The following is a 24,334-nucleotide window of genomic DNA, read 5'->3' on the forward strand; positions in this document are numbered from 1 at the left end:
GGGAGGACCGGGTGGACGGTCCCCGTGCTCGGATGCCGGGCTCAGCCCTGGAACTCGTAGTCGGCGATCACCCACGTGGCGAACTCCCGCCACAGGGCGACACCCGCCTGGTGGGCCGGGTGGTCCAGGTAGCGCTGGAGCGCGTCCTTGTCCTCGACGGCCGAGTTGATGGCGAAGTCGTACGCGATCGGCCGGTCCGTGATGTTCCAGTCGCACTCCCAGAACCGCAGCTCCGGGATCTGCGCGCCGAGGGCGCGGAAGGCCTCCACGCCGGCGACCACGCGGGGCTCGTCGCGTCGCACGCCGTCGTTGAGCTTGAAGAGGACCAGATGGCGGATCACGGCGGTACTCCTGGAAGTCCTGGGTCGTCCTAGGCGGTCGGGCGCGTGAGGTGCCTTCGTCCTAGTTGACGAGCTCGGTCATGAACTGGCCGACGCCTTGAGCGGCGCTCGATATGCCCTCGAACCCTACCTGGACGAGATCCGCCGCCCGGTCGGGGGAATTGATGATCGTGTACAGCACAAAGACCACGACCGCGTAGAGCGCGATCTTCTTCGCCTGTGCCATGCCTCTGCCCTCCCCGGCCCTCCCCGGCCTCCCCGGGCCCTCACTGGTCGCGTGAGTCTAACCGAGCCTTTATGGACCAAGGGCCCGGCGATCGGGGTCTTTTGCCGCCCCCCGGAAGGGCGACGGGCGAGCAGGATGGAGGGCGAGCCCAGCGGGTCCGGCAGGAGCCCGCGGGCTGTGGGACCGGCCCTCACTGCGGGGTCCGCGCCGCGAGCTTCCCCCCTGACCGCGGCGCAGGACTGGCAGGACCGGTTCTCCTCGGGGGGAGCGGCTTGTCCCCCCGATGCCGCTCCCCCCGTCCCGCGTCACCCAACTCCGCTGCCACGGGCATGAAAAAACCTCCCCGAACCGCGTTTCCGCAGTTCGGGGAGGTTTTCTGGCGGTAGCGGAGGGATTTGAACCCTCGGTGAGTTTCCCCACACTCGCTTTCGAGGCGAGCTCCTTCGGCCGCTCGGACACGCTACCGAGAGAGAGCTTAGCCCAAAGGTGCCCGTGGACTGAAATCCATAGGTCGCCGCAGGTGGGAGGCGGCTCAGCGGTCCCGGAAGAAGCGGGTCAACTGCGCCGAGCACTCCGCGTCGAGGACCCCGTGGATCACCTCGGGCCGGTGGTTGAGCCGCCGGTCCCTGACGAGGTCCCACAGCGAGCCGGTCGCGCCGGCCTTCTCGTCGAAGGCGCCGAACACCACCCGTTCGACCCGCGCCTGCACGAGCGCGCCCGCGCACATCACGCAGGGCTCCAGGGTCACGACGAGCGTGCAGCCGGTCAGCCGCCACTCCCCGGTCGCCGCGGCGGCCCGGCGCAGGGCGAGCACCTCGGCGTGGGCGGTGGGGTCGCCGGTGGCCTCCCGCTCGTTGTGGCCGAGGGCGAGCACCGTGCCGTCCGGGCCGAGCACGACCGCGCCGACCGGTACGTCACCGGCCAGCGCGGCCCGCTCGGCCTCGGCGAGGGCGAGCCGCATGCGGTCCCGCCAGGGATCCCGTACGGGATCGGGAACGGGATCGCGGTCGGGATGGGGATCGGGAACGGGATCGCGGTCGGGATTGGGATCGGGGTCGGGGATGGGGATGGGACCGGACGCGTCCGGTCCCCGTACGGCGAAGGGCACTAGCGCACGGTCTCCAGGATGTCCGAGGCGCCGATCGCGTCCGCGATCTCCCCGAGCACGTCGGCGTCGGCCTCGAGCGCGAGGAGCTGCCGCTCGGTCAGGCCGAGGTCGGACAGGACCTTCCCGTCACCGAGCGGTCCCGCCGGCGCGATGCCGGCCGTGGCGACGACGTCGTCCTCCTCCTCTTCCGTCTCCGGCTCGCCGTCCTCGGTGCCGTCCAGGTCGACCAGTTCGTCCAGGTCGCCGACCGGGTCGTCGTCGCCGAGGAGCTCCGAGGTGAGGATCTCCCCGTACGAGGAACGCGACGCGGCGGCCGCGTTGGAGACGAAGATCCGGGGGTCGTCCTCACCGTCGACGCGGACGATGCCGAACCACTCCTCCTCCTGCTCGATGAAGACGATCACCGTGTCCCCGTCGTCGGCTGCGGACTCGCGGGCCAGATCGGCCAGGTCCGCCAGCGTCTCCACATTGTCGAGCTCTGTATCGCTCGCTTCCCACCCGTCTTCGGTGCGCGCGAGCAGTGCGGCGAAGTACACCTGACTCTCCCACTGATCAGAGGTGTGATGATCCGGCGGCGCGCTCCTGATGCCCCGCCCAATCGGCATCGTGACAGAAACCCGGGCCTCAGGAGAGGTCTTCGGCTCTTGCGTCGTGCATCAGTCTGAACGACACCGCGATCGGGCGGGCGCGCGACCCCGGCGCACACAGGGGGCGCACGGCCGGCAGGGGCCGAAGGCCCTCGGGCGTCCGGCGCGGGTCATCCCAGGGGGACGACGGAGACACGTCGGGGTCGCCACCCAGGTCACCCACGGGTCGCCACCCAGGTCACCCACGGGCCGCGACCCAGGTCACCCACGGGCCGCCACCCAAGGGCCACCGCCCAGGGGTCACCACCGGAAGGTCCGCATGCGCATCGCCTGCCGCATCCGGGCCGCCCGGGCGCGCCGCGGCTGCACGCGGTCGCGCAGCGCCTTGGCCTCGTTCAGCTCGCGCAGGAACTGGGCGCGGCGCCTGCGGCGCTCCGCGTCGGTCTCCTGCTCCTCGCGGCCCGGGCGGGGCGCCTCGACTTCCGAGGTCGTCTCGCCGGGCGTTCCGTCCAGGTCGTCGGGCATAGGCCACCACCACCCCATGACTGGGTCCCTGTGTCCCCACCTTCCCCCCGCGGCCCGGGTTGACGCCAGTCCCGGCCCTGGTCCCGGCTACTGTTGAGGCATGCGTCTCCACGTCGTCGATCACCCGCTGGTCGCCCACAAGCTCACCACCCTGCGCGACAAGCGCACGGACTCCCCGACCTTCCGGCGGCTCGCCGACGAGCTGGTCACCCTCCTCGCCTACGAGGCGACCAGGGACGTGCGCACCGAGCAGGTCGACATCGAGACCCCCGTCACGCGGACGACCGGCGTGAAGCTGTCGCACCCGCGGCCGCTGGTGGTCCCGATCCTGCGGGCCGGTCTCGGCATGCTCGACGGCATGGTGCGCCTGCTCCCGACCGCCGAGGTCGGCTTCCTCGGCATGATCCGCAACGAGGAGACGCTGGAGGCGTCGACCTACGCCACGCGGATGCCGGAGGACCTGTCCGGCCGCCAGGTGTACGTCCTGGACCCGATGCTGGCGACCGGCGGCACGCTGGTGGCGGCGATCCAGGAGCTGATCAAGCGCGGTGCGGACGACGTGACCGCGGTCGTGCTGCTCGCCGCCCCGGAGGGCGTCGAGGTCATGGAGCGCGACCTCGCGGGCACGCCGGTGACGGTCGTGACGGCCTCGGTCGACGAGCGGCTCAACGAGAGCGGCTACATCGTTCCGGGCCTCGGCGACGCGGGCGACCGCATGTACGGGACGGCCGAGTAGGCGTCCGTAGGGGCGTGGCCGTACGGACCATCGCGTACGGCCTCGCGGTCTGGGGCGTCCCGTACGGGCTCGCGGTCCGGGGGCGTCCCGTACGGGCTCGCGGTCCGGGGGCGTCCCGTACGGGCGCCCGGTCTCCGCGAACGTTTCAGCAGCGGCCCGGGACCGGCTTCGGCTTGTTCAGCGCGAGCAGCGCCGCGTCCGCCGCCGCCTTCGGGTCGAGGGTCTTGAAGGCCGTACCGATGATCAGGTCGACGTCCGCCGTGGTGCGGGCGTCGACCTTCGTCGTGGCGGCCTTCAGCTGTGTGCCGAGGACGGAGAAGGCGCCCTTCGAGGCGGTCGGCGCGCCGAGCAGGAGCGCGGCGCCGGGGACCTTCTTGTCGTAGGCGGCGGGGGCGTTGCCCACCTTGCCGATGGCGAAGCCGCGCTTCTTCAGCTCGTCCGCGGTCGACTTCGCGAGCCCGCTGCGCGGGGTCGCGTTGTAGACGTTGACCGTGATCTGGGCGGGCTTCGGGAGGGCGGCGGGCTGTGCCGTCGCCTTGGGCGCCGGCTTGCAGTCGCCGCGGCCGGCGGCCGTGGTGGTCTTCTTCCCGTCGCCGCCGGAGAAGACGTCGACGAGCTGGAGCGTCCCCCACCCGGCCGCGCCGAGCACGAGCACGGCGGCCGCGGCCCCGAGGACGATCCTGCGCCGGCGGTGGGGGCGGCGCATGCGCGGGTAGACATCCCCCGTGATGCGGTACTTTCCGCCCATTCCGGGGGGAGTGAGCATGCTCATGAGCGCAGCGTAATGCCGCTCATGGAGGAGCACTACTGGATGATCATGTGATCGCGTCCGGATGGGGGCCAAGTGGCCCCGAAAGGGTCACCGGGCGGGGCGGCTGCGGGCGCCGGTGAGGGCCGCGGCGGGCGCGATCAGCGCCGGCGAGGCCCGGCGGGACCCGGCCCGGAGGCCAGCCTGGAGATCAGTCCAGTTCCAGCACGCGGGCGTGCAGCACCTGCCGCTGCTGGAGCGCGGCGCGGACCGCGCGGTGCAGTCCGTCCTCCAGATAGAGATCGCCCTGCCACTTCACGACGTGCGCGAAGAGGTCGCCGTAGAAGGTCGAGTCCTCGGCGAGCAGCGTCTCCAGGTCCAGCTGGCCCTTGGTGGTCACCAGCTGATCGAGGCGGACCGGGCGCGGTGCCACGTCCGCCCACTGCCGGGTGCTTTCCCGGCCGTGGTCGGGATACGGCCGGCCGTTTCCGATGCGCTTGAAGATCACACGGAAAGCCTACCGGGCAAGCGGCTCCCGGCGCAGCCACGCGGACCCGGTGCGATGCTGGGGCAAACCGTATGCAACCGGGACAGGGGTCCGCCATGAGCGTGAGCGATCAGCCGTCGACCAGCCCCTCGGCCGGTCCCCCGCGGCCCTGGGTGGAGATCGCGGCGGGATACGCCGTCGACGGACCGGCACTCGATCTGGGGGCGGTGCTCTGGGACGGCGACTGTCACCCGGACGCGCGGGTCCGCGTTCCGCTGTCCGTGTTCAACCGGCACGGTCTGGTCGCCGGCGCGACCGGCACCGGCAAGACCAAGACGCTGCAGCTGATCGCCGAGCAGCTGTCCGCGCGGGGCGTGCCGGTCTTCCTCGCCGACATCAAGGGCGACGTCTCCGGGATCTCCGCCCCGGGCGAGGACGGCGAGAAGGTCCGCGAGCGGGCCGCGCAGGTCGGGCAGGAGTGGACGGCGACGGGCTTCCCCTGCGAGTTCTACGCGCTCGGGGGTGTGGGGTCGGCCGCCGCCGGTGCCGGTTCCAGCTCGGGTGCCGGTTCCAGCTCCGGCATCGGCACTGGTTCCGGCATCCCGGTCCGGGCCACCGTCACCAGCTTCGGACCGCTGCTGCTGTCCAAGGTGCTCCGGCTCAACCAGACCCAGGAGCAGTCCCTCGGCCTGATCTTCCATTACGCGGACACCAAGGGCCTGGAGCTGGTCGACCTGAAGGACCTGCGGGCGGTGGTGGCCTTCCTCGTCTCCGATCTCGGCAAGGCCGAGCTGAAGGGGATCGGCGGTCTGTCGACGGCGACGGCCGGGGTTATCCTGCGGGCCATCACCGCGCTGGAGCAGCAGGGCGCCGGCGGCTTCTTCGGGGAGCCGGAGTTCGACACGGCCGACCTGCTGCGCACGGCCGATGACGGCCGGGGCATCGTCTCCGTACTGGAGTTGGCGGCCGTGCAGGACAGGCCGCAGCTGTTCTCCACTTTCCTGATGTGGCTGCTGGCGGATCTGTACGGCGATCTGCCGGAGGTCGGCGACCTGGAGAAGCCCAAGCTGGTCTTCTTCTTCGACGAGGCACACCTGCTCTTCAACGGGGCGTCGAAGGCGTTCCTGGAGTCGGTCACCCAGACGGTGCGGCTGATCCGTTCCAAGGGCGTCGGGATCTTCTTCGTGACGCAGACCCCCAAGGACGTGCCGGCGGACGTGCTCGCACAGCTCGGCAACAGGGTCCAGCACGCGCTGCGGGCGTTCACCCCGGATGACGCCAAGGCGCTGAAGGCGACCGTGCGCACCTTCCCGAACTCCGCGTACGACCTGGAGGAGGTCCTGACCGGGCTCGGCACGGGCGAGGCGGTGGTCACCGTCCTGAGCGAGCGGGGCGCGCCGACGCCGGTGGCGGCGACCCGGCTGCGGGCGCCGCTGTCGCTGATGGGCCCGATCCCGGCGGCGAGCCTGGAGGCGGCGGTGAAGGACTCGCCGCTGTACGGGCGGTACGCGGAGGCGGTGGACCGCGAGTCGGCGTACGAGCGGCTGACGGCCGAGCAGCGGGCGGCGGAGGAGGCGGCGGAGCGGGCGGCGGTACGGGCCGCCGAGGAGAAGGAAGCGGGGAAGGAGCACGCGGGGAAGGAGCACGCGGGGAAGGACGAAGCGAGGGCTCCTCGTCGGAAGGAGGAGCCCTCGCTCGTCGAACAGGTCGTGGGAAGCGGCCTGTTCAGGTCCCTCGCGCGGTCGGTCGGCACCCAGCTGGGCCGGGAGATCTCCCGGTCCGTCTTCGGGACGGCCCGCCGGCGCCGCTGACGCCGACCACTCGGTCACGTGGTTACGCGGTCACGTGGTTACTCGGTCACGTGGTTACGCGGTCACGTGATGACTCGGTCACCGGGTGACCGAGGCACGCGGTCACCCGGTCACATGGTTACTCGGTGACCTCGTGGTGGTCGTCGTGCAGGCCGCCGCCGCTGCCCGCGTCACCGGTGGTCGGGACGGTCACGACGGGCTTCTTCAGGGAGCTGATGTCGTGGGCGTAGGTGCCGACCGCGTTGGCGATGACGTCGATGTTGATGTCGAACGCGGTCATGTTGATGTTGTTGATGTCGTCGCCCTTGGCGTGGTAGTTCACGTCGTACGCGACCCCCGCCTCGCCGCCGAACTTCTGGGCCTGGCCCGCGGTCTTGATGCCCTCGGCGCCGGTGAAGGTGCCGCCGGAGGGGATGCCGACCTCGATGAACGGGCCGTAGTCGGAACGGCCGGTGAAGTCGGTGCCCTCGTGCGGGGTCCCGCGCCGGTCGAGGAAGTCGTTGATGTCGCGCTCCAGCTGGGCGGAGCCCTCGGGGCCCGCGCCCGCGCCGACGCCGTCGGAGTTGTCGCCGTCGTAGACGAAGAGTCCGTAGTTCGGCGAGGCGATCATGTCGAAGTTCAGGTAGAGCTTGATCTCCTTCTTGCCGAGCTCCGAGAGGGTGTTGACGTAGTGCTCGGAGCCGAGCAGGCCGACCTCCTCGGCGGACCACCAGGCGAAGCGGACCTTGTTGCGGACCTTGTCCTTCGACTCGGCGAGCTCCAGGGCGGCCTGGAGGAGACCGGCGGAGCCGGAGCCGTTGTCGTTGATGCCGGGGCCGGCGGTGACGGAGTCGAGGTGGGAGCCGAGGACCACGGTGTTGGCGGCGTTGCCGCCCTTGGTCTCGGCGATGACGTTGTTGGTGGAGCGCTTCTCCTGGAGCTGGCGGATCTCGAAGGAGAGGTTCACCGGGCCCTTGGCGAGGTCGGCGACGAGCTTCTCGCCGTCGGCCTTCGTGATGCCGCCGGTCGGGATCTTTCCGGCGGCCGGGTCGCCGAGGGTGCCGGAGAGCACGCCGTCGGCGTTGTTGTAGACGATGGCGCCGACCGCGCCGGCCGCCGCCGCGGCCTCCTGCTTGACGGCGAAGGCGCAGCCGCCGCGCTTGATGAGGGCGATCTTGCCGGTGAAGGTGCCGGAGGCGTAGTCGCCGGGCTCGCAGCCCGTGGTGCCGTCGGCGTCGACCGGGACGGCGGCGAGGTCGGCCTTGATGCCGCCGACCGGGGTGGACTTGGTGTAGGTCATCGCCCGGATCGGCAGGTCGCGCGGGGCGGGGGAGAGGACGGCGGCCTTCTCGGCGAGCGTCTCGGTGTAGATGAAGTCGAACTTCTGGTACGTGACGGCGTAGCCGGCCTTCTTGAGCTGCGTGTACACGTAGGCTGCCGAGGCGTCGTGGCCGAGGGACCCGGCGGCGCGGTGACCGCCGGCCGAGTCGGCTATCGCCTGGAACTTCTGCAGGTGCTTGTAGGCGCCTTCGGCGGACGTCTCGCGGACCAGCTTCCTCGCCAGCTTGGCGGCGTCGCGGGCCTGCGCGGCTCCGGGGTCGGGAGTGGCGGTGGCGGGCGCGGCGAGCACCAGCGGGGTGGCGAGTGCGGCGGCGGCCAGAACGGCGGCGGCTCTGCGCTGGGATGCGTTCACAGAAGTCCTTCCCGAGTCCTACACGTGCGAGGTTGAGGGGAAGTTAGCGATCGCCGGGTGCCTCTGGGAACACATCGCGCACAATTCCTGTCTGCTCTTACAGGATTGACATCTGGAGTTGTCAATTCCCGTTGGTTTGGGTGGATCGGGCCGCCTTGGCGGACTTGTTGGCCTTGGCGGTCTTGTTGGTCTTGGCTGACTTGGTGGTCTTCGCGGCCTTCGGGGCCGGCTTGGCCCCCTTGGCGGCCTTGGCGGCGGCCTTCATCTCCTGCTTGTGGGCGCGGACCTTCGCCAGGGACTCCGGCCCCGTGATGTCGGCCGCCGAGCGGTAGCAGTTCTGCTCGCCGTACGGGCCCGCCGCCTCCCGCCAGCCTTCGGGCCGTACCCCGTACTGCTTGCCGAGCAGCGCCAGGAAGATCTGCGCCTTCTGCTTCCCGAAGCCCGGCAGCGCCTCCAGGCGGGCGAGGAGCTCCTTGCCCGTCGCCGCGTCCGACCAGACCGCCTCGGCCTCGCCGCCGTACTCGTCCACCAGGAACTGGCAGAGCTGCTGGATCCGCTTGGCCATGGACCCGGGATAGCGGTGCACGGCCGGTTTCTCGGAGAGCAGGGCGGCGAACGCCTCCGGGTCGCGGGCGGCGATCTCGTGCGCGTCCAGGTCGTCGTGGCCCATGCGGGTCGCGATCGTGTACGGGCCGGAGAACGCCCACTCCATCGGCACCTGCTGGTCGAGCAGCATGCCGACGAGCGCGGCGAGCGGGGAGCGGCCGAGGAGCGCGTCGGCCTCCGGCTGCTGGGCGAGGTGGATCACGGGGCTCATGTACCGATCATCGCGCCGGCCGGCGGCTCTCGCCCGGTGGTTCACCCGCCGGGGCGGGGGGGGGTGCGGTGGGGGGCGATGGGGACGGGGGTGGCGGGGTGGCGGTGTGCGAGGTCCGGTGCGGGGGTGGTGGGGTGGCGGTGTGCGAGGGCCGGTGCGTCGGGGGAGCGTCCCGCGCGAACCGCGCCAGGGCCTCCATGACGAGACGCCTGGTCTCGTCACCGCCCAGGTGTCCGGTGCCCTCCACCACGTGCAGCTCGGCGTCCGGCCAGGCGCGGGCCAGCTCCCAGGCGGTGATCAGCGGGCCGCCCATGTCGAGCCGGCCGTGGATCAGGACGCCCGGGATCCCGGCGAGCCGGTGCGCGTCCCTGATCAGGGCGCCCTCCTCCAGGAAGGCACCGTGCGCGAAGTAGTGCGAGCAGATCCGGACGAAACCGAGCCGGGCGTCGTCGACCCGGTCGGTGTACGGGGTGCCCTGGCCCTCCATCGACAGGACGGCGTCCTCCCAGGCGCACCAGTCGGCCGCCGCCTTCTCCCGTACGGCCCGGTCGGGGTGGTTCATCCGGGCCGCGTACGCCCCGACCAGGTCCTCCGCGTGGTCGACGCCCGCCCGGAAGCGCTCGTGCGCCTCGGGGAAGAACCGGCCGACCCCCTCGTAGAGCCAGGCCGTCTCCGAGCGGCGGGTGGTCGTCACGGCCACGAGGACGATCTCGGTGACCCGCTCGGGGTGCGCCTCCGCGTAGGCCAGGATCAGGGTGGAACCCCAGGACCCGCCGTACAGCAGCCAGCGGTCGATCCCCAGGTGGGTGCGCAGCCGCTCCATGTCGGCGACGAGGTGGGCGGTGGTGTTCACCGACAGGTCGGCGGCCGGGTCGCTCGCGTGCGGGGTCGAGCGCCCGCAGCCGCGCTGGTCGAAGAGGACGACCCGGTAGACCGCCGGGTCGAACAGCCGGTGCGCGTTCGGCGAGGAGCCGGAGCCGGGGCCGCCGTGCACGACGAGCGCGGGCTTGCCGGCGGGGTTGCCGTAGGCGGCCCAGTGGATCTGGTTGCCGTCGCCGACGTCGAGCATGCCCTCGTCGTACGGGGCGGACGCGGGGAAACGGTCGGGGACGGGGTACGGGACGGGGACGGGGCCGGCGAGACCGGTGGGGGGACGGTCGGGCAGACCAGCGGGGGGATGGTCGGGGAGCGGCGCGCTGCTCATCCGGCCGACGCTACCGGGCGCCGGTCACCCGGGTCACCGGCTTTTCGCCCCGGGTGGGGCGGTCAGCCGCGCGCGCCGGTCAGCCGGGTCGCCGGGTCCTCGCACCAGGCGAGGACGGCGGGCCAGGGCCCGTAGCCGCCGTGCTCGGGGTTGAGGTGGCCGCCGCCCGGGACGTGGTCCAGGTCGAGCCCGAGCGGGATGCCGTAGGGGACGTCGGCGCCCTCGGGGCAGTACGGGTCGCCGTCCCCGTACACGAGGCGGGCCCGTAGCCCGCGCTCGGTGAGGTCGAGGCCGTCGGCGAAGGCGGCGATCTCGGGGATGGACGCGGTCACGCCGGGCGACGGCGGCGCGACGAGCAGCACCCGGTCGGCCTCCGGCCGCCGCGCGCCCGCGCGCAGCCACAGCAGCACGGAGAGGCTGTGCGCCAGGACGACGAACTCCCCCTCGGCCGGCCGCTTCCCGTGCTCCTCCAGCGCGTCCAGCCACTCCTCCAGCACGGGCGCGTTCGCCTGCGGCAGCTGCGGATACCGCACCTCATGCCCGCGCGCCCGCAGCTCGCCGGCGAGCCAGTGCTGCCAGTGGCCGGGGGGACGGTGGTTCTGGAAGCCGTGCAGGATGAGGTACGTGGTCATGCCACAGATCGTGGGGCCTGGCGGGGGCGGGGTCCAGGTGGATTTCAAGGGGTGGACGAGGAGGCTGGGGGCCTGGGCACGTTGTACACGTTGTGCTCGGAGAGGTCGGGCAGGAGGCTCGCCGCGGCGCCGAAGTCCTTGTCGTCGTGGAGCAGGATCAGGCCGTGGTGCGCGGCGGTCGCGCAGATGAGCCAGTCGACGACCGAGAGGCTCTGGTGCCGTCCCCGCTGAGCCAGGCGGTACTGCGCTGTCTCGATCCACCGCCACGCGTTCTTCGGGACGGGGGCGTCGGGATACAGGTCCCCGAACATGTCGGTCATCTGGTCGTACTCGTCGAGGTTCCGAGCCGATCTGCGGAATTCGGTGCGCTGCGGATGGCAGGAACCGACGCTGCCCAGATTGATCTCGGGTTCCCATGCCCGGCTCAGCGCGGGGTCACGCTGGAGTCGCCACACCGCTGTGGAGTCCACCAGGTAGCGGAGCACGTCAGGACTCGCCCTTCTCGGCGGCGTGCCGCCGCCAGAAGCCCTCGTCGTCCCATCCCTTGGCCAGCTCGAGGTACCGGAGGCGCGCCTCGCTGCGGCGATGCCGCTCCGCATACTCGCGCAGCGCGAGATTGACCATCTCTTTCTTTGTGCGCGCGCCGGAAAGTCGCATGGCCTCGGCGAGGGCCTCATCGTCTATGTCGATCTGTGTCGCGGTCACGCTGCCTCCTGGGAACAGAGCATGGGTTCCATACAAAGGTAGACCATGTCATGTATGAATGACGGAGCGTGACCATACGGCGGGATGCGGTCGGCTCTCAGGGACTCTTGCCCCGCCACTCCGGCTGCTCCCGCTGCTCCGGTTACTCGGTCGGTCTGAGGCTCAGCAACTGCCGTATGCCCGCCTTCAGCTCCTCGGCCGAGAGCTGCTGTTCCTGGGAGAGGTGGTGCATCAGGCTCGGGGAGAAGGGGGCGAGGAGGAGGTGGGCGAGGAGGGGGGCGTTGGCGGTGGGGCGGGTGTGGGAGATCAGCAGCGTCACGTGGGTGTGCATCGCCAGGTACGCGCCGCTGGTGTAGCGCGCGGTCGGGGCGGCGGTCTGGGCGGCGAGGAGGATCTCGCGCTGTTCGACGACCCGGTCGACGAGCGCGTCGAGGAAGGCGTCCAGCCGTTCCGCGGCGGGCGCGCCGGGGCCCAGCGGCGGCGGGCCGCTCAGATACGCCTCCTGGAACTGGCGCTCGCGGTCGTCGAGGAGTGCCCACAGCAGCTGGGAGATGTCACCGAAGCGGCGGTAGACCGTGCCGACGCCGATGCCGCTGGCGTGCGCGACCTGGTTCATGGTGACGGCCTCGGGGCCGTCCTCGGCGACGATCCGGGCGGCGGCGTCGAGGATCTTGCGGCGGTTGCGGGCGGCGTCGGCGCGCTCGGGCGCGGGGCCGCCGACGGTCGGCAGCAGGCTGAGCAGGGGCGTGGGCGCGGGGGTGGGCGCGGGTGCGTCGACCGGCCGGTCCCCGGTCCTGGTGACGGCCGGGGTGTTGGCGTCTGCGTCTGTGGCTGCCTGGGTCTGGGTGTCGGCGCCTGCGTCGGTGGCTGCCTTGGTCCGGGTGTCGGCGTCCGCCTCTGCGGCTGCCTGGGTCCGGGTACCGGCGTCCGCCTCGGTGTCTGGCTCGGTCCCGGCGTCCGGCCCGGTCTGCGGTTTTCTCGTGCTGCTGTTCATCTGCGGATGCCTGCCTTTCGCGCGCCCCCTCGGTCCGCTCCCTGACCCGAGCATACCCGTACCCCTTGCTAAGCGGATAGGTGTCCGCTTAGCCTGGCACCGTTGAAGCGGAAAGTAATCCGGTTTTCAGGAGGGCTCGTCATGTCCGTCAAGGTCGCCGTCATCTACTACTCGGCCACGGGTAACGTCCACCAGCTCGCCCAGGCCGTCGCCGAGGGCGCCGAGAAGGCCGGCGCCGAGGTCCGGCTCCGCCGGGTGCCCGAACTCGCTCCTGACGCGGCCATCGACTCCAACCCGGCCTGGCGCGCGCACGTGGACGCCACCGCCGACACCGTCGAGGTCGCCACCCTCGACGACCTGGAGTGGGCGGACGCGTACGCCCTCGGCTCGCCGACCCGCTTCGGCAACGTCGCCGCCCAGCTGAAGCAGTACATCGACACCTCCGGCGGCCTGTGGAACCAGGGCGTGATGGCCGACAAGCCCGCCACTGCCTTCACCAGCGCGTACAACACCCACGGCGGCAACGAGTCCACGCTGCTCGCCCTCTACAACACCTTCCACCACTGGGGCTCGGTCATCGTGTCCCCCGGCTTCACCGACCCGGCCGTCTACGCGGCCGGCGGCAACCCCTACGGCACCGCCCACCCCGGCGCCAACGGCGCCCCCGAGGACAAGGTCCTCGCCGCCGCCCGCTACCAGGGCCGGCGCCTCACCACGATCGCCAAGCGCCTGAAGGGCCTCGCGGTCGACTGATCCCCCCCCCGACCCCGCCCGGCGCACCCGACCGGCCTCCCGGCGGTGCGGCTGACCGAATCCCCGCACCCCGCATCGTCACGGCGCCCCCTCGTCCACACGGACGAGGGGGCGCCGTCGTTCCGGGCGTCGGGACCCGGCGGTCCTACGCCAGTGACAGGAAGAGCTTCTCCAGCCGGGCCCGCATCTGCTCACGGTTCTCGCGGTCCGCGTTGTCTTCGCGGTTCTCGCGGTTCTCGTGGTCCTCGCCGTCCTTACGGCGGCCGTGATCCGCGTCCGTCAGGCACTGCTGGAGGCCGGTCGCGATGATCGCGAAGCCGGCCCGGTCGAGGGCCCGGGAGGCGGCCGCGAGCTGCGTCACGACCTCCTCGCAGTCGCGCCCTTCCTCGATCATGCGGATGACACCGGAGATCTGTCCCTGCGCCCGGCGCAGCCGGTTCAGGACGGACTTCAGTTCGGCGCCCGCGAGATCCAGTTCCACAACCACTCCTCCCAGATACCCCAGGGGGTAAATTACTCCCCCGTCATGGGGTTCTGCCCTCGTCCAAGGATGTCACCTGCCATGAACACACCCCTGTCCCTCGATGCCGACCAGGCCCGTGCCCGGCTCGGCGAGCTGACCGTCGTCGACGTGCGCACTCCCGTCGAGTACGCGGGCGGCCACCTGCCCGGCGCGCTCAATGTCCCGCTCGACCGGCTCGACCAGGCCGTGCCCGCGCTCCAGGAGGCCGCGGCGCGCGGCGGACTGCTCGTGGTCTGCCAGTCCGGCAGCCGCTCCGCGAGCGCCTGCGGCCGGCTCCGCGCGCGGGGCGTCGCCGCGATGGACCTGGTCGGCGGTACGAGCGGCTGGGCGGCCCGTGGTTACGAGCTCGACCGCCCGGCCGGCGCGCCCGCCCGCGCCCCGTGGGCCATGGACCGCCAGGTCAGGCTGGTCGCCGGTTCGCTGGTCCTGCTCGGACTGCTGCTCGGGGTGCTCGTCCACCCCGCCCTGCAGCTGCTCTCCGCGGCGGTCGCGGGCGGCCTCGTCTTCTCGGCGGTCACCGACACCTGCGGCATGGCGGTGCTGCTCGGGAAGCTGCCGTACAACCGCGGGGGCGCGGTGCCGGTACGGGAGGACGGGCGTCAGGGAGCGTAACGGCGCAGGAACATCTCCACGCCGTCGGCGAGGAGCCGCTCGCTCAGGTCGTCGCCGAGCTCCGCCCCGTACTGCTCGAAGACCATCTGCGGGAAGACGAGCAGGGAGTAGAGCTGGAGGACCGCGACCTCCAGGTCGGGGATGTCCAGCAGTCCCCGGTCCGCGAGGGCGCGCAGGGCGTCGGCGACGGCCGGGTGGTGGCCGGCCGGGCCGTGTTCGCGCCAGGCGCGGCCCAGTTCGGGGAAGCGGTGGGCCTCCGTGGCGACGAGGGTGCGCAGGGCGCGGCCCTCGTCGTCGGCGCGTACGGCCAGGATCCAGGCACGGCCGGCGTCGGTGAGCGCGGTCCTGAGGTCCGCCGGGTCCGTGGCGCGGGCGAGCCGGGCGAGGTCGGGGCCCTCGCTCCGGTCGCCGTCGCGGGGTTCGCCCAGGGGCTCGTCGAGGGCGCCGACGACGACGGCCGTGAAGAGGGCCTCTTTGCTGCCGAAGTGGTTGTAGACGGTCACCTTGGAGACGCCGGCCTCGGCGGCGATGGCGTCCATGCCGACCCCGAAGCCCTCGCGGAGGAAGAGGGTGCGGGCGGCCCGCACGATGGCCTGGCGCTTGCGGGCGGCACGGGCCCCGGAGGGCGCGGTCCTCGCGCTCCCGGTCTGCCGGCTCTCGGTCTGCGAGCTCCCGATCTGCCGGCTCTCGGTCTGCCGGCTCTCGATCTGCGCGCTTCCGGTCTGCCCGCTCTCGGTGTTCGTGGCGTCGGCCTTCATGGGGTCAGCGTACCCGGACGACTGAACTGAACCGTTGAGTTCATATGAACTGTCCCGTACAGTTCAGTCATGACGGCCCACTCGGACGCCCACGTCCCCACCCCCGGTCCTGCCCCTGCCTCTCCCTCTGCCCACGACCATGTGCCCGCTCCGGGACACGCCCCGGGAGCCGCCCCCGGACCCGCGTTCCCCCGCCGCTGGACGGCCCTCGCCCTCCTCTGTACGGCCCAGTTCATGCTGGTCCTCGACGTCACCGTCGTGAACGTGGCGCTGCCCGCCATCGACGACGACCTCCACCTCGGCCGTACCGCCCTGACCTGGGTGGTCACCGCGTACACCCTGTGCTTCGGCGGTCTGATGCTCCTCGGCGGCCGGCTCGCCGACGCCCTCGGCGCCCGCCGGGTCCTCATCACGGGGCTCGCTCTCTTCACCGCCGCGTCGCTGCTGTGCGGCCTCGCGCCGAACGCCGGTCTGCTCATCGGCGGCCGGATCGCCCAGGGCGTCGGCGCGGCCCTGCTCTCCCCGGCCGCCCTCGCGCTCGTCACCACCCTCTTCCACGGCCCCGAACGCCCCCGCGCGCTCGGCGTCTGGGCCGCCATCGGCGGCACCGGCTCCGCCGTCGGCGTCCTCCTCGGGGGCGCGCTCACCGACGGCCCCGGCTGGTCGTGGATCTTCTTCCTCAACGTGCCCGTCGGCCTGGCCCTGCTCGCCGCCCTGCCCCGGATCCTGCCCGCCACGGCCCCCCGCCGGGCCCGGCTCGACGTCCCCGGCGCCCTGCTCGTCACCGCCGCGACCGGCACCCTGGTCTACGGCCTGGTCCGCGCCGGCGACACCGGCTGGGCCTCGGCCGCCACGCTGCTGCCGCTGCTCGCCGCACCGGTCCTCTACGGGCTGTTCGCGAAGGTCGAGAAGGCCGCCCCGGCGCCGCTGATGGACCCCCGGATGCTCACCCGGCGCCCGGTCGTCGCGGGCTCACTGCTGATGCTGGTCGCCACCGGCCTGCTGATCTCCTTCTTCTTCCTCGGCTCGGCCCTGCTCCAGCACGTCCACCACCTCTCCGCCCTCCGCACCGGCCTCCTCTTCCTCCCGGTCGCCCTCGCCACCGCCGTCGGCGCCCACCTCGGCTCCCGCCTGGTCGGCACGGTCGGCCCCCGGCTCCTGGCCACCGCCGGCGCGGCCGTGACCGCTCTCGCGCTGCTCCCCCTCACGCTCCTCCCGGCCGACGCCGGCCCCTGGACCACCCTCCTGCCGGCCCTCTCCGTCGCCGCCCTCGGCCTCGGCGCCGTCTTCGTCACGGCCACCACCACCGCCCTCGGCCTGACCGCCCCTCACGAGGCGGGCCTCGCCTCCGGCATCGTCAACACCAGCCACGAACTCGGCGGCACCCTCGGCGTCGCCGCCGTCTCCACCCTCGCCGCCCCCGCCCTCCAGGGCCCCGACCCCGCCACCTTCACCACGGCCTTCACCCTCCTCGCCACCACGGCCGCCGTCACCACCCTCCTCGCCCCCGCCCTCGTCCCCAAGGGCACCCCCCACCTGACGGCCGGCCCGCACGCCCACTGAGCGGATGCGTCCCGCGGGCGGGCCGCCCGTCACCGAGACAGCCGGCCCGCCTGTCACCGCGACAGCCGGGCCGCCCTCGTCTGCAGGTAGCGCCGTTCCGGGAGGCTGCTGGTGGCGCGGGCGGCCGCGCGGTAGGCGTCGGCGGCGGCGGTGAGGGCGCCGGTGCGTTCGAGGAGGTGGGCGCGGACGGCGGGGAGGCGGTGGGAGCGGGGGAGGCGGGGTTCCAGGGCGGTCAGCGCGGCCAGGCCCGCCTCCGGGCCCTCGACCATCGCCAGGGCGACCACCCGGCCGAGCGCCGCCATCGGATCGTCCGGGATCGTCGCGAGGAGCACGTCGTAGAGGGCGAGGATCTGCGGCCAGTCGGTGGTGTCGGGGCCCGTCGCCTCGTCGTGGAGGGCGGCGATCGCGGCCTGGAGCTGGTACGGGCCGGGCGGTCCCTCGGTGAGCGCCTCCTCCACCAGGGCGGTGCCCTCGGCGATCGCCGCCCGGTCCCAGAGGGTGCGGTCCTGCTCGTCGAGCGGGATCAGTTCCCCGTCCGGGCCCGTACGGGCCGCGCTGCGGGCCTCGGTCAGCAGCATCAACGCCAGCAGACCCGTCACCGCGCCCTCCCGGGGCAGCAGCCGGCGCACCGCCCGGGTCAGCCGGATGGCCTCCCGGGCGAGGTCGGCGCGATGGAGCGCCGGGCCCGACGTGGCGGTGTAGCCCTCGTTGAAGACCAGATACAGCACCTGGAGCACCGAGGCCAGGCGTGCGTCCCGGTCCTCCGGGCCCGGCGGGTGGAAGGGACGGTCGGCCCCGGCCGCGCGCAGCTTCGCCTTCGCCCGGCTGATCCGCTGGGCGACGGTCGCCTCCGGTACGAGGAAGGCCCGAGCGATCTCCGCCGTCGTCAGACCGCCCACCGCGCGCAGCGTCAGCGCGATCCGGGCGGCCGGCGGCAGCACCGGGTCGCAGCACAGGAAGAGCAGCGTCAGCGTGTCGTCGGCGGCGGGCGCCGCCCGGACCTCGCGCGGTTCGAGCCGCAGCGCCGTCTCCTCCCGCCGGGCCCGCGCCTCCTCCGACCGCAGCGCGTCCATGAGGCGCCGGGACGCCACCCGGATCAGCCAGCCGCGCGGATTGGCCGGCACTCCCTCCCGTGGCCACTGCCCGGCGGCCGCGAGCAGCGCCTCCTGTACGGCGTCCTCGGCGGTGTCGAAGTGCCCGTAGCGGCGTACGAGCGCGCCGAGGACCTGCGGCGCGTGCAGCCGCAGCAGGTCCTCGACGGCGCGGTCCCGCCCGTTGCTGCCCTTCTTCCCGTGGGAGGTGGCGGGGGCGGGGGCCTGCCCGTACGGGCTGGTGTCCTTCCCGTGCGGGTCGGCGGGCTTCTTCCCGTGCGGGGTGGTGGGCTCCTCTCCGTACGGGCCGGTGTCCTCCCCGTACGAGTCGGTGGGGGGCTCCTGCCCGTACGGGTCGGTCAACCGAGCTCGCCCCCGCCCAGGTCGCTGCCGCCCGACTCGTCGATCGGGCGGATCACCACCGGGTAGACCGGCGCTCCGGCCGGCTGGGGGCACTGGGCGACCCGGGCCGCGATCTCGGTCACCCGCTCCAGGCTCGCGCAGTCGAGCACCCAGTAACCGGCGAGCACCTCCTTGGTCTCCCCGTAGGGGCCGTCCGTGACGACCGGCCGACCGTCGGCGTCGGCGGTCACGAACCGGGTCCTGGCCGGCTCGACGAGGCCCTGGCCGTCGATGAACTCCCCGCTCTCCGCCAGGTCGTCGTTGATCGCGTTCATGTAGGCGAACATCGCCCTGAGGTCCTGCTCGCTCCACGCCGGGCTGTGCGCGTTGGCCTTGCCGTTCATGGCGTCGTAGTCCGCCTGCGCGCCCTGCACCATCACCAGGTACTTCATGACGTCCTCCTGTGTATTCGTCCGTGCCGGTTCTTTCACAGGAGACGTCGGAGCCGGCCCGCGATTCTCGACACTCAGCCCGATCCCACCCGGAGGAAGGAACGATCCCGCTCCCCGACCCGCCCGAGCGGGCCCGCCGCCCGCAGGACGACGTCGAGGACGGCGGACGGATCGGCGGCGTAGCAGTGCGCGAACCACGCCATGTTCGCCTCCACCACCGCCCACCCGGCCTCCTCCGTCAGGCCCACGTCCACGACCACCGCGCTCGGCAGCGAACCGCCCGCCGCCGCCAGCAGATCCGCCCCGAAGCGGAGGGCGTCCGGCGCGGGCGGGCCCGGGTCGAGCAGCCCGTACGAGAGGTAGCGGCCGCCCGTCACCACCTGCCCGTCCAGGACGAACAGCCGGTACTCGGACGCGAAGGTCACCGGTTCCGAGACGAGCACGGGCGTGTCCCCGGGCAGGTCGAGGGGAAGCCGACCGCCGTCCTCGTACACGGCGGGCGCGAAGGACTTGTCGACCGGCGGCTTCACGAAGGCCGGCCGCGCCAGTTCGCGTCGGGCCGCCCCGAGCGTGGTCAGCGAGACGCGGCGCCCGGTGAACTCCTCCGGCAGCTCCGCGAGCCAGCCGCCCGACGGTTCGAGCAGCCCGAGCCCGAGCCGTCCCGCGATCCTGTCGGCGAGCAGCGGGCCGCCGTACCAGTGCGGTGCCTCGCCCTCGCGTACGACGGTCTCCGGCGGTCCGTCGAGCACCCGGGTCACCAGGCCGCGCCGACCGGCGGCCTCGGCGAGGAGGAGGGCGGTGGAGGTGCGCTGGGCGGAGATGAGCAGGACGTCGGTCGGGAGCGGGGGGCGAACCGGTTGCGGCTGCCGGTGCGGGGGCCGGGTGCCGGGCGGGAGGTCGGCGGTCATCCGGCGGAGAGTTCCTTTTCGAGCGGGGTACGGAAGCGGGGCGTGACGCGGACCTCGCCGATCCACCCGGCCAGTCGGGCGGCCTCCGCCTCCACGGCCCGTACGGCGTCCCGGCCCAGGCCCTTCCCTCCGCTCTTCCCTCCGCCGTGGCCGCCGCCGTGGCCCTGGCCGTGGCCGTCGTCGAGCAGCCGCCAGACGATCTCGCCGTCCGGCCGCTGCGCCCAGCCGCCGACGATCCGGCCGTTCCACCACACGGTCGGTCCGATGTTGCCGCTGCGGTCGAAGAGCGCCGGACGGTGGGCCGGGTCCAGGTACCAGTCGCGGTCCCGCCAGCCCATCGCCGTGGGGTCGAGGGCGGGAAGCAGCGCCGCCCACGGCTCGGTCGTCGCGTCAGGCACCGGTACGGGATCGAGGTCGTCGGGCAGGACGTAGCCGGTGGTCCGCCCGCCGTCGCCCCCGTCGCCCCCGTCACTCCCGTCGTCCAGGGTGACCTCGACCGCCCCGACTGCGGCCAGCGCGCGGCGCACGTCCGTCACCTTCCAGCCCGTCCACCACTTCAGGTCCTCCACGGTCCCCGGGCCGTACGCGGCCAGCCAGTGCCGCACCAGCTCCGACTGCGCCTCCGCGAGCGGGAGTTCGGGGTGCGGCGGGACCAGCGCCCAGCGGAAGCGGCTCGACGTCCAGCCGCCCTGTGGCCGGCCCCGGGCGATCCGGCCCTCCATGCCCAGCACCCGCAGCACCCGGCTGGCGACGGACTGCGGCCCCTCCTGCCGGGTGCCCACCCCGTACACGTACTGCGACCTCAACCTCGGTACGGCAGCACCGAGTTCGGTACCCGTGGCCTCGCCGCGTTCCGCCAGTACGGCGAGGACCTGGCGTTCGGTCTCGGCCAGCCATGCCTCGTCGAAGTCGCTGCCCGCCGCCAGGTGCTTGACCAGGCTCGCGCGTTCGCGCACGGCGGCCGCGTTCGTGGTGGAGGAGTGGACGGCGGCGGCCAGGGCGGTGGGCACGACGAAGACGGTGTGCCGCATGCCGTGCATACGGGTCAGGGTCCGGTCCTCGTACAGCGCCCGCTCCACCTCCGCGACGGGGTCCGGGGTGGGGGCTGAGCCGGGGTTCTGGGTGGGGTCCGGCGCGGCGGACGTACCGGGGGCCGAGCCGCGCTGCGTGCCGGGGGCCAGTCGCGCGCCCGCGGCCAGGAAGACGGTCGCCGCGTCCGTCGCGTGCAGGGCGACGAGCGCCCCCGCGACCTCCTCGGCGGTCGCCGCCCGCGCGGAAGGCGCCAGGCGGTGGCGCAGGGCGAGGCGGGCCCTTCGTTCCTCGGGACTGATCGTTCGCTGCTGCCCCGTCTGTCTCTTCTCTCCCATGGCTCAAGGATGCCTTGACGGCCGCACGCGGGGAGGAAGTCCTCGAAGAAGGAGGGGCGCTGGGGGAGGGGGCCGGGCGGGTGCCGAGGGAGCCGGGAGCGGGTGCGCGGCGGGAGCCCTCCGGGTCCTCAGTCGGCCGCCGCCCGCTCGCCCAGCGGCCGGCGCCGCAGCGCCGGGTCGGTGAGGGCCGCCGGGCGCCAGACGCCGTCCGGCTGGTAGAGGTTCGTGCCGGGCGGGACGATCGCGTCGATGCGGTCCAGGGCCTCGTCCGTCAGGACCAGCGACGCGCCCTTCAGGAGTCCCTCCAGCTGCTCCATCGTGCGCGGGCCGAGGATCACCGAGGTCACCGCCGGGTGGGCGGCGGCGAAGGCGACCGCCAGCTCGGGCAGGGTGCGGCCGAGGTCGTCGGCGACGGCGATCAGCTCCTCGACGGCGTCCAGCTTGGCCTGGTTCACCGGCAGGGCCGGGTCGAAGCGGTGCGGGGTGAGGGCGGGCCGCCCGCTGGTCAGGTCGACGGTCCCGCCCTTGCGGTACCGGCCGGAGAGGAAGCCGGACGCCAGCGGCGCCCAGGTCAGCACGCCCATCCCGTACCGCTGCGCCACCGGTAGCACGGAGGTTTCGATGCCACGGGCGAGCAGCGAGTACGGGGGCTGCTCGGTGCGGAAGCGGCGCAGGCCGCGCCGCTCGGCGACGGCGTGCGCCTCGACGATCCGCTCGGCGGGGAAGGTGGAGCAGCCGAAGGCCCGGATCTTGCCCTGGGACACCAGATCGCCGAGGACGTCGAGGGTCTCCTCGATGTCGGTGCGGTCGTCGGGGCGGTGGACCTGGTAGAGGTCGATCCAGTCGGTGCCGAGCCGCTGGAGGCTGTTCTCCACCGCCCGGACGATCCAACGGCGTGAGCTGCCGCCCCTGTTGGGGCCCTCGCCGCCGACGGGGAAGTACACCTTGGTGGCGAGCACGGTCTCGTCGCGGCGGTGCGGGGCGCGCAGCGCCTTGCCGACGATCTCCTCGGACTCGCCGTTCGAGTACATGTCGGCGGTGTCGACGAAGTTGATCCCCCGGTCGAGGGCGGCATGGATGATCCGTACGGAGTCCTGGTGATCGGGGTTGCCGACCGCCCCGAACATCATCGTGCCCAGGCAGTACGTACTGACTTCGATCCCGGTCCCGCCGAGTACCCGATAGCGCATGCGCCGCACCCTAGGCGTTGAAGTCCACTCCAACGCAAGGGATCTCGCGGAGGAACCCGGCGATCAGGGCGTGCAGGACGTCGGGCCGCTCCAGGTGCAGGTCGTGCCCCGTGCCGGGTACGCACACGCCCCGGAGGCCGGGGAGCCGGCGCGCCATCTCGTCGTACTCCTCGTCGGAGACGATCCCGTTCTGCGCGAGGACGGTGAGGACGGGCACGTCGATCGCCGCCCACTCCTCCCACCAGGTCCGGCCGGCGCTCTCGGCGAGCGAGGCGACCATGATCTCAGGGTCGAATCGGGGCCACAGTCCGCCGTCCCGCTCTTCGAGTCCGTCAGCCCAGCCTTCCCCTACGGGCCCGCCGCCGAGGTGGGCGACGGCCGCCTCCCGGTCCGGGAACGGCACCGGCCAGGCCCGCAGCCAGTCGCCCACGCCCGCCAGGACCGCCGGGTCCGCGCCGCCGGGCCCGGCCTCGACGAGCACGGCGGCGGCGATGGCGTTCCGGGCGGCGACGGCGTTCGGGGCGGCGATGGGGCCATCGGCGGTGATGGCGCCCTCGGTTGGTCGGTCGGGGCGGGCGGTGCGCGCGGTGGCGGCGGCCTCGGTGGGGCCGGCCGGGCCGGCGGGGCGGTCGGGCCGGGGGGTGCGCGCGGTGGCGGCGGCCGTGAGGAGGGCGGCGTGTCCGCCGTACGACTGCCCGACGAGGACCGTGCCCGCCAGGTCCAGACGGTCGATCACGGCGAGGACGTCGGCCACGTAGGCGGCCCGTGAGACGTCCCTCGGGTACCGCTCGCTGGCGCCGTGTCCGCGCTGGTCGAGGGCGACGACCCGGTGCCCGTCGGCCCGCAGCCGCCGGGCGACGCCGTCCCATTCGCCGGCGTGCCCCGCGAGCCCGTGCAGCAGGAGGAGGGGCCGCCCGTCGCCGCCCCAGTCGCGCAGCGAGAGCCGTACGTCCTCGCCGGCGGCGCCCCCGTCCCGTACGAGGAGGGTGTGCTCGGTCCAGGTCATACGTACTCCTCGCGGGGGCAGAGCAGCGCGTCGGCGACGGCCGTGCGCGCGTAGAGGACGGACCGGCCGCTGCGGTGGGCGCTGACCAGGCCGGCGTTCCGGAGGGCGACGAGGTGCTGGGAGACGGCGGGCGCCGACAGGCCGAAGGTGGCGGCGAGTTGGGTGGTCGACGCGGGCGTGTCGAGCTCGGCGAGCAGCAGCGCGCGCGAGCGGCCGAGGACGGCGGCGACGGCGTCGGTCGCGGTGTGGGTGGTGCGGCGCTCCCACAGATTGCCGATTCCCCGTGCGGGATAGGCGAGTTGGGGCGGGTCGGGAGCCACGGAACGGGTCAGGACCCGTGGCCACGCGAACGCGGACGGTACGAGGAGCAGCCCTGAACCCGCCTGGTCGCGGGTGAGTGCGCAGGCCCTCCGTACGAGCCGCAGGGTGCCGTCGTCCCACCGTACGGTCTCGTGCAGCTCGCTGAGCACGCGCGCCGAGCCGTGCTCGGCGACCTGGCGGGCACGGTGGAAGACATCGGCCTCCAGGAGGGCGCGGATGCGGGCCCAGTAGGGGGCGAGGGCGAGCTCCCAGTAGGTGCGGATCTCGTCGCAGAGCCGTTCGAGGTCGATGTCGTCGGTGCGGAGTTCCGGGCCGGGGGAGCGGGAGGTGCCGGGGGCGGCGGGCGTGGTGAGGGTGGCGGGGGTGGTGAGGGCGGCGGGCGTGGTGAGGTTGGCGAGGGTGGCGAGATCGTGGGCGATCTGCTCTGCCGGGGTCCGCCGGATCGCGTCGAGTTCGTCGTCGAGGGTGGGGAAGGGCCCGGCGGGCGTGGGGGTGAGGAAGTCGGCGAGGTAGCCGTGCGCGGGCACCAGCGCGGCGAGCCGGCCGCGATGCAGCCCGGCGCGGCGGACCCGGGGGCGTACCTGGGCGGCCCAACTCCGGTGCACGAGCGGCTCGGTGTCGGTGGCGAGGAGGCGGAAGCTGGTGACGACCTCCCACATGGGGGAGACGGCGAACCGGGTCTGGGCGAGGTCGGCGGCGGAGAAACTGAGCCCGGACTCCATGGCGCGCCCCTGCTGTATCGGTGATGGATTCGGCCTGAGCTTAATGATTGGAGGGGGTGCGGGCCAGAGGCGCAGTCTCCTCCCATGCCTCCCTCCACCTCGTCCTCGTCGTCTTCGTCCTCGTCGCCTTCCT

General features: G+C 73.1%; 28 protein-coding genes and 1 tRNA gene. 5 read left to right on the forward strand and 24 right to left on the reverse strand.

The features are described from left to right. Nucleotides 1-41 precede the first annotated feature (41 nt). The 6 genes from ABTZ91_RS11345 to ABTZ91_RS11370 form a co-directional block, all read right to left on the reverse strand. Nucleotides 42-341 (reverse strand): Dabb family protein, encoded by a 300-nt coding sequence (locus ABTZ91_RS11345; RefSeq protein WP_352076901.1) that lies wholly within the window; start codon nucleotides 339-341, stop codon nucleotides 42-44. A gap of 61 nt (nucleotides 342-402) precedes the next feature. Next, on the reverse strand, nucleotides 403-567 hold the full coding sequence (locus ABTZ91_RS11350) for a hypothetical protein (protein WP_352076902.1): 165 nt from the start codon (nucleotides 565-567) through the stop codon (nucleotides 403-405). 377 nt (nucleotides 568-944) lie between these two features. Then, a tRNA-Ser gene (locus ABTZ91_RS11355) sits at nucleotides 945-1,032 on the reverse strand. Nucleotides 1,033-1,099: 67 nt separating this feature from the next. Next, nucleotides 1,100-1,528: a tRNA adenosine(34) deaminase TadA gene (gene tadA, locus ABTZ91_RS11360; RefSeq protein WP_352076996.1), complete on the reverse strand. Its 429-nt coding sequence runs from the start codon at nucleotides 1,526-1,528 to the stop codon at nucleotides 1,100-1,102. Between the two features lie 146 nt (nucleotides 1,529-1,674). Next, entirely contained in the window at nucleotides 1,675-2,211 is a 537-nt protein-coding gene (locus ABTZ91_RS11365) for a hypothetical protein (protein ID WP_352076903.1), read from the reverse strand. Nucleotides 2,212-2,562: 351 nt separating this feature from the next. Beyond that, the gene (locus tag ABTZ91_RS11370; protein ID WP_352076904.1) at nucleotides 2,563-2,787 is read right to left on the reverse strand and encodes a hypothetical protein; all 225 of its coding nucleotides are present in this window, start codon (nucleotides 2,785-2,787) and stop codon (nucleotides 2,563-2,565) included. Nucleotides 2,788-2,887: 100 nt separating this feature from the next. Between ABTZ91_RS11370 and upp the strand changes: the two genes are divergently transcribed. Then, nucleotides 2,888-3,523: a uracil phosphoribosyltransferase gene (gene upp, locus ABTZ91_RS11375; RefSeq protein WP_352076905.1), complete on the forward strand. Its 636-nt coding sequence runs from the start codon at nucleotides 2,888-2,890 to the stop codon at nucleotides 3,521-3,523. Between the two features lie 145 nt (nucleotides 3,524-3,668). On the opposite strand, the gene ABTZ91_RS11380 is transcribed toward upp, so the two are convergent. Together ABTZ91_RS11380 and ABTZ91_RS11385 are read right to left on the reverse strand one after the other, a co-directional pair. After that, nucleotides 3,669-4,295, reverse strand: a complete 627-nt coding sequence (locus ABTZ91_RS11380) for a LytR C-terminal domain-containing protein (protein WP_352076906.1) — start codon at nucleotides 4,293-4,295, stop codon at nucleotides 3,669-3,671. Between the two features lie 187 nt (nucleotides 4,296-4,482). Further along, nucleotides 4,483-4,779: a type II toxin-antitoxin system VapB family antitoxin gene (locus tag ABTZ91_RS11385; RefSeq protein WP_003999914.1), complete on the reverse strand. Its 297-nt coding sequence runs from the start codon at nucleotides 4,777-4,779 to the stop codon at nucleotides 4,483-4,485. A 95-nt stretch (nucleotides 4,780-4,874) separates the two neighbouring features. On the opposite strand from ABTZ91_RS11385, the gene ABTZ91_RS11390 reads away from it, so the two are divergent. After that, the gene (locus ABTZ91_RS11390) at nucleotides 4,875-6,569 is read left to right on the forward strand and encodes a helicase HerA-like domain-containing protein (RefSeq protein WP_352076907.1); all 1,695 of its coding nucleotides are present in this window, start codon (nucleotides 4,875-4,877) and stop codon (nucleotides 6,567-6,569) included. Nucleotides 6,570-6,687: 118 nt separating this feature from the next. Here the strand turns inward: ABTZ91_RS11390 and ABTZ91_RS11395 are convergent, their stop codons facing one another. The 7 genes from ABTZ91_RS11395 to ABTZ91_RS11425 all read right to left on the reverse strand — a co-directional run bounded on the left by ABTZ91_RS11395 (nucleotide 6,688) and on the right by ABTZ91_RS11425 (nucleotide 12,593). Beyond that, entirely contained in the window at nucleotides 6,688-8,241 is a 1,554-nt protein-coding gene (locus tag ABTZ91_RS11395; protein ID WP_352076908.1) for a M28 family metallopeptidase, read from the reverse strand. A gap of 121 nt (nucleotides 8,242-8,362) precedes the next feature. Further along, nucleotides 8,363-9,058 carry an HhH-GPD-type base excision DNA repair protein gene (locus ABTZ91_RS11400; protein WP_352076909.1) on the reverse strand — a complete coding sequence of 232 codons (696 nt, stop codon included), beginning with the start codon at nucleotides 9,056-9,058 and terminating at the stop codon, nucleotides 8,363-8,365. 7 nt (nucleotides 9,059-9,065) lie between these two features. Further along, entirely contained in the window at nucleotides 9,066-10,223 is a 1,158-nt protein-coding gene (gene pip / locus ABTZ91_RS11405; protein WP_352076997.1) for a prolyl aminopeptidase, read from the reverse strand. Between the two features lie 101 nt (nucleotides 10,224-10,324). Further along, nucleotides 10,325-10,894 (reverse strand): alpha/beta hydrolase, encoded by a 570-nt coding sequence (locus ABTZ91_RS11410; protein WP_352076910.1) that lies wholly within the window; start codon nucleotides 10,892-10,894, stop codon nucleotides 10,325-10,327. A gap of 44 nt (nucleotides 10,895-10,938) precedes the next feature. Then, complete coding sequence (locus ABTZ91_RS11415; RefSeq protein WP_352076911.1) at nucleotides 10,939-11,379, reverse strand: PIN domain-containing protein; 441 nt, start codon at nucleotides 11,377-11,379, stop codon at nucleotides 10,939-10,941. A 1-nt stretch (nucleotide 11,380) separates the two neighbouring features. Further along, on the reverse strand, nucleotides 11,381-11,599 hold the full coding sequence (locus tag ABTZ91_RS11420; protein WP_352076912.1) for a type II toxin-antitoxin system VapB family antitoxin: 219 nt from the start codon (nucleotides 11,597-11,599) through the stop codon (nucleotides 11,381-11,383). 142 nt (nucleotides 11,600-11,741) lie between these two features. Further along, nucleotides 11,742-12,593, reverse strand: a complete 852-nt coding sequence (locus ABTZ91_RS11425; protein ID WP_407077935.1) for a TetR/AcrR family transcriptional regulator — start codon at nucleotides 12,591-12,593, stop codon at nucleotides 11,742-11,744. Nucleotides 12,594-12,734: 141 nt separating this feature from the next. Here ABTZ91_RS11425 and wrbA point away from each other — a divergent pair, with 141 nt between their 5' ends. Continuing rightward, the gene (gene wrbA / locus ABTZ91_RS11430) at nucleotides 12,735-13,346 is read left to right on the forward strand and encodes an NAD(P)H:quinone oxidoreductase (protein ID WP_352076913.1); all 612 of its coding nucleotides are present in this window, start codon (nucleotides 12,735-12,737) and stop codon (nucleotides 13,344-13,346) included. Between the two features lie 145 nt (nucleotides 13,347-13,491). On the opposite strand, the gene ABTZ91_RS11435 is transcribed toward wrbA, so the two are convergent. After that, on the reverse strand, nucleotides 13,492-13,827 hold the full coding sequence (locus ABTZ91_RS11435) for a metal-sensitive transcriptional regulator (protein WP_352076914.1): 336 nt from the start codon (nucleotides 13,825-13,827) through the stop codon (nucleotides 13,492-13,494). 81 nt (nucleotides 13,828-13,908) lie between these two features. Here ABTZ91_RS11435 and ABTZ91_RS11440 point away from each other — a divergent pair, with 81 nt between their 5' ends. After that, nucleotides 13,909-14,481 carry a rhodanese-like domain-containing protein gene (locus ABTZ91_RS11440; RefSeq protein ID WP_352076915.1) on the forward strand — a complete coding sequence of 191 codons (573 nt, stop codon included), beginning with the start codon at nucleotides 13,909-13,911 and terminating at the stop codon, nucleotides 14,479-14,481. On the opposite strand, the gene ABTZ91_RS11445 is transcribed toward ABTZ91_RS11440, so the two are convergent. Continuing rightward, the gene (locus ABTZ91_RS11445) at nucleotides 14,469-15,239 is read right to left on the reverse strand and encodes a TetR/AcrR family transcriptional regulator (protein ID WP_352076916.1); all 771 of its coding nucleotides are present in this window, start codon (nucleotides 15,237-15,239) and stop codon (nucleotides 14,469-14,471) included. The genes ABTZ91_RS11440 and ABTZ91_RS11445 overlap by 13 nt on opposite strands. A 69-nt stretch (nucleotides 15,240-15,308) precedes the next feature. Between ABTZ91_RS11445 and ABTZ91_RS11450 the strand changes: the two genes are divergently transcribed. Further along, on the forward strand, nucleotides 15,309-16,802 hold the full coding sequence (locus ABTZ91_RS11450; protein ID WP_352076917.1) for an MFS transporter: 1,494 nt from the start codon (nucleotides 15,309-15,311) through the stop codon (nucleotides 16,800-16,802). A 53-nt stretch (nucleotides 16,803-16,855) separates the two neighbouring features. Here ABTZ91_RS11450 and ABTZ91_RS11455 read toward each other — a convergent pair whose 3' ends face one another. The 7 genes from ABTZ91_RS11455 to ABTZ91_RS11485 form a co-directional block, all read right to left on the reverse strand. After that, a complete protein-coding gene (locus tag ABTZ91_RS11455; RefSeq protein WP_352076999.1) occupies nucleotides 16,856-18,052 on the reverse strand; it encodes a sigma-70 family RNA polymerase sigma factor in 1,197 nt (398 codons plus the stop codon). A 200-nt stretch (nucleotides 18,053-18,252) separates the two neighbouring features. After that, on the reverse strand, nucleotides 18,253-18,687 hold the full coding sequence (locus ABTZ91_RS11460) for a YciI family protein (protein ID WP_352076918.1): 435 nt from the start codon (nucleotides 18,685-18,687) through the stop codon (nucleotides 18,253-18,255). 74 nt (nucleotides 18,688-18,761) lie between these two features. Continuing rightward, on the reverse strand, nucleotides 18,762-19,595 hold the full coding sequence (locus ABTZ91_RS11465) for an ATP-grasp domain-containing protein (RefSeq protein ID WP_352076919.1): 834 nt from the start codon (nucleotides 19,593-19,595) through the stop codon (nucleotides 18,762-18,764). After that, a complete protein-coding gene (locus ABTZ91_RS11470; RefSeq protein ID WP_352076920.1) occupies nucleotides 19,592-20,962 on the reverse strand; it encodes a winged helix DNA-binding domain-containing protein in 1,371 nt (456 codons plus the stop codon). Before ABTZ91_RS11470 ends, ABTZ91_RS11465 begins: the two co-directional genes overlap by 4 nt. Before the next feature lie 128 nt (nucleotides 20,963-21,090). After that, nucleotides 21,091-22,152, reverse strand: a complete 1,062-nt coding sequence (locus ABTZ91_RS11475; RefSeq protein ID WP_352076921.1) for an aldo/keto reductase — start codon at nucleotides 22,150-22,152, stop codon at nucleotides 21,091-21,093. Nucleotides 22,153-22,162: 10 nt separating this feature from the next. Further along, the gene (locus ABTZ91_RS11480; protein ID WP_352076922.1) at nucleotides 22,163-23,158 is read right to left on the reverse strand and encodes an alpha/beta hydrolase; all 996 of its coding nucleotides are present in this window, start codon (nucleotides 23,156-23,158) and stop codon (nucleotides 22,163-22,165) included. Beyond that, nucleotides 23,155-24,201, reverse strand: coding sequence for a DUF5937 family protein (locus ABTZ91_RS11485; RefSeq protein WP_352076923.1), 1,047 nt, complete (start codon nucleotides 24,199-24,201; stop codon nucleotides 23,155-23,157). Before ABTZ91_RS11485 ends, ABTZ91_RS11480 begins: the two co-directional genes overlap by 4 nt. Nucleotides 24,202-24,334 lie beyond the last annotated feature (133 nt).

The organism is Streptomyces sp. NPDC126499 (genome assembly GCF_040302485.1).
In the GTDB taxonomy this organism is placed as follows: Bacteria; Actinomycetota; Actinomycetes; order Streptomycetales; family Streptomycetaceae; genus Streptomyces.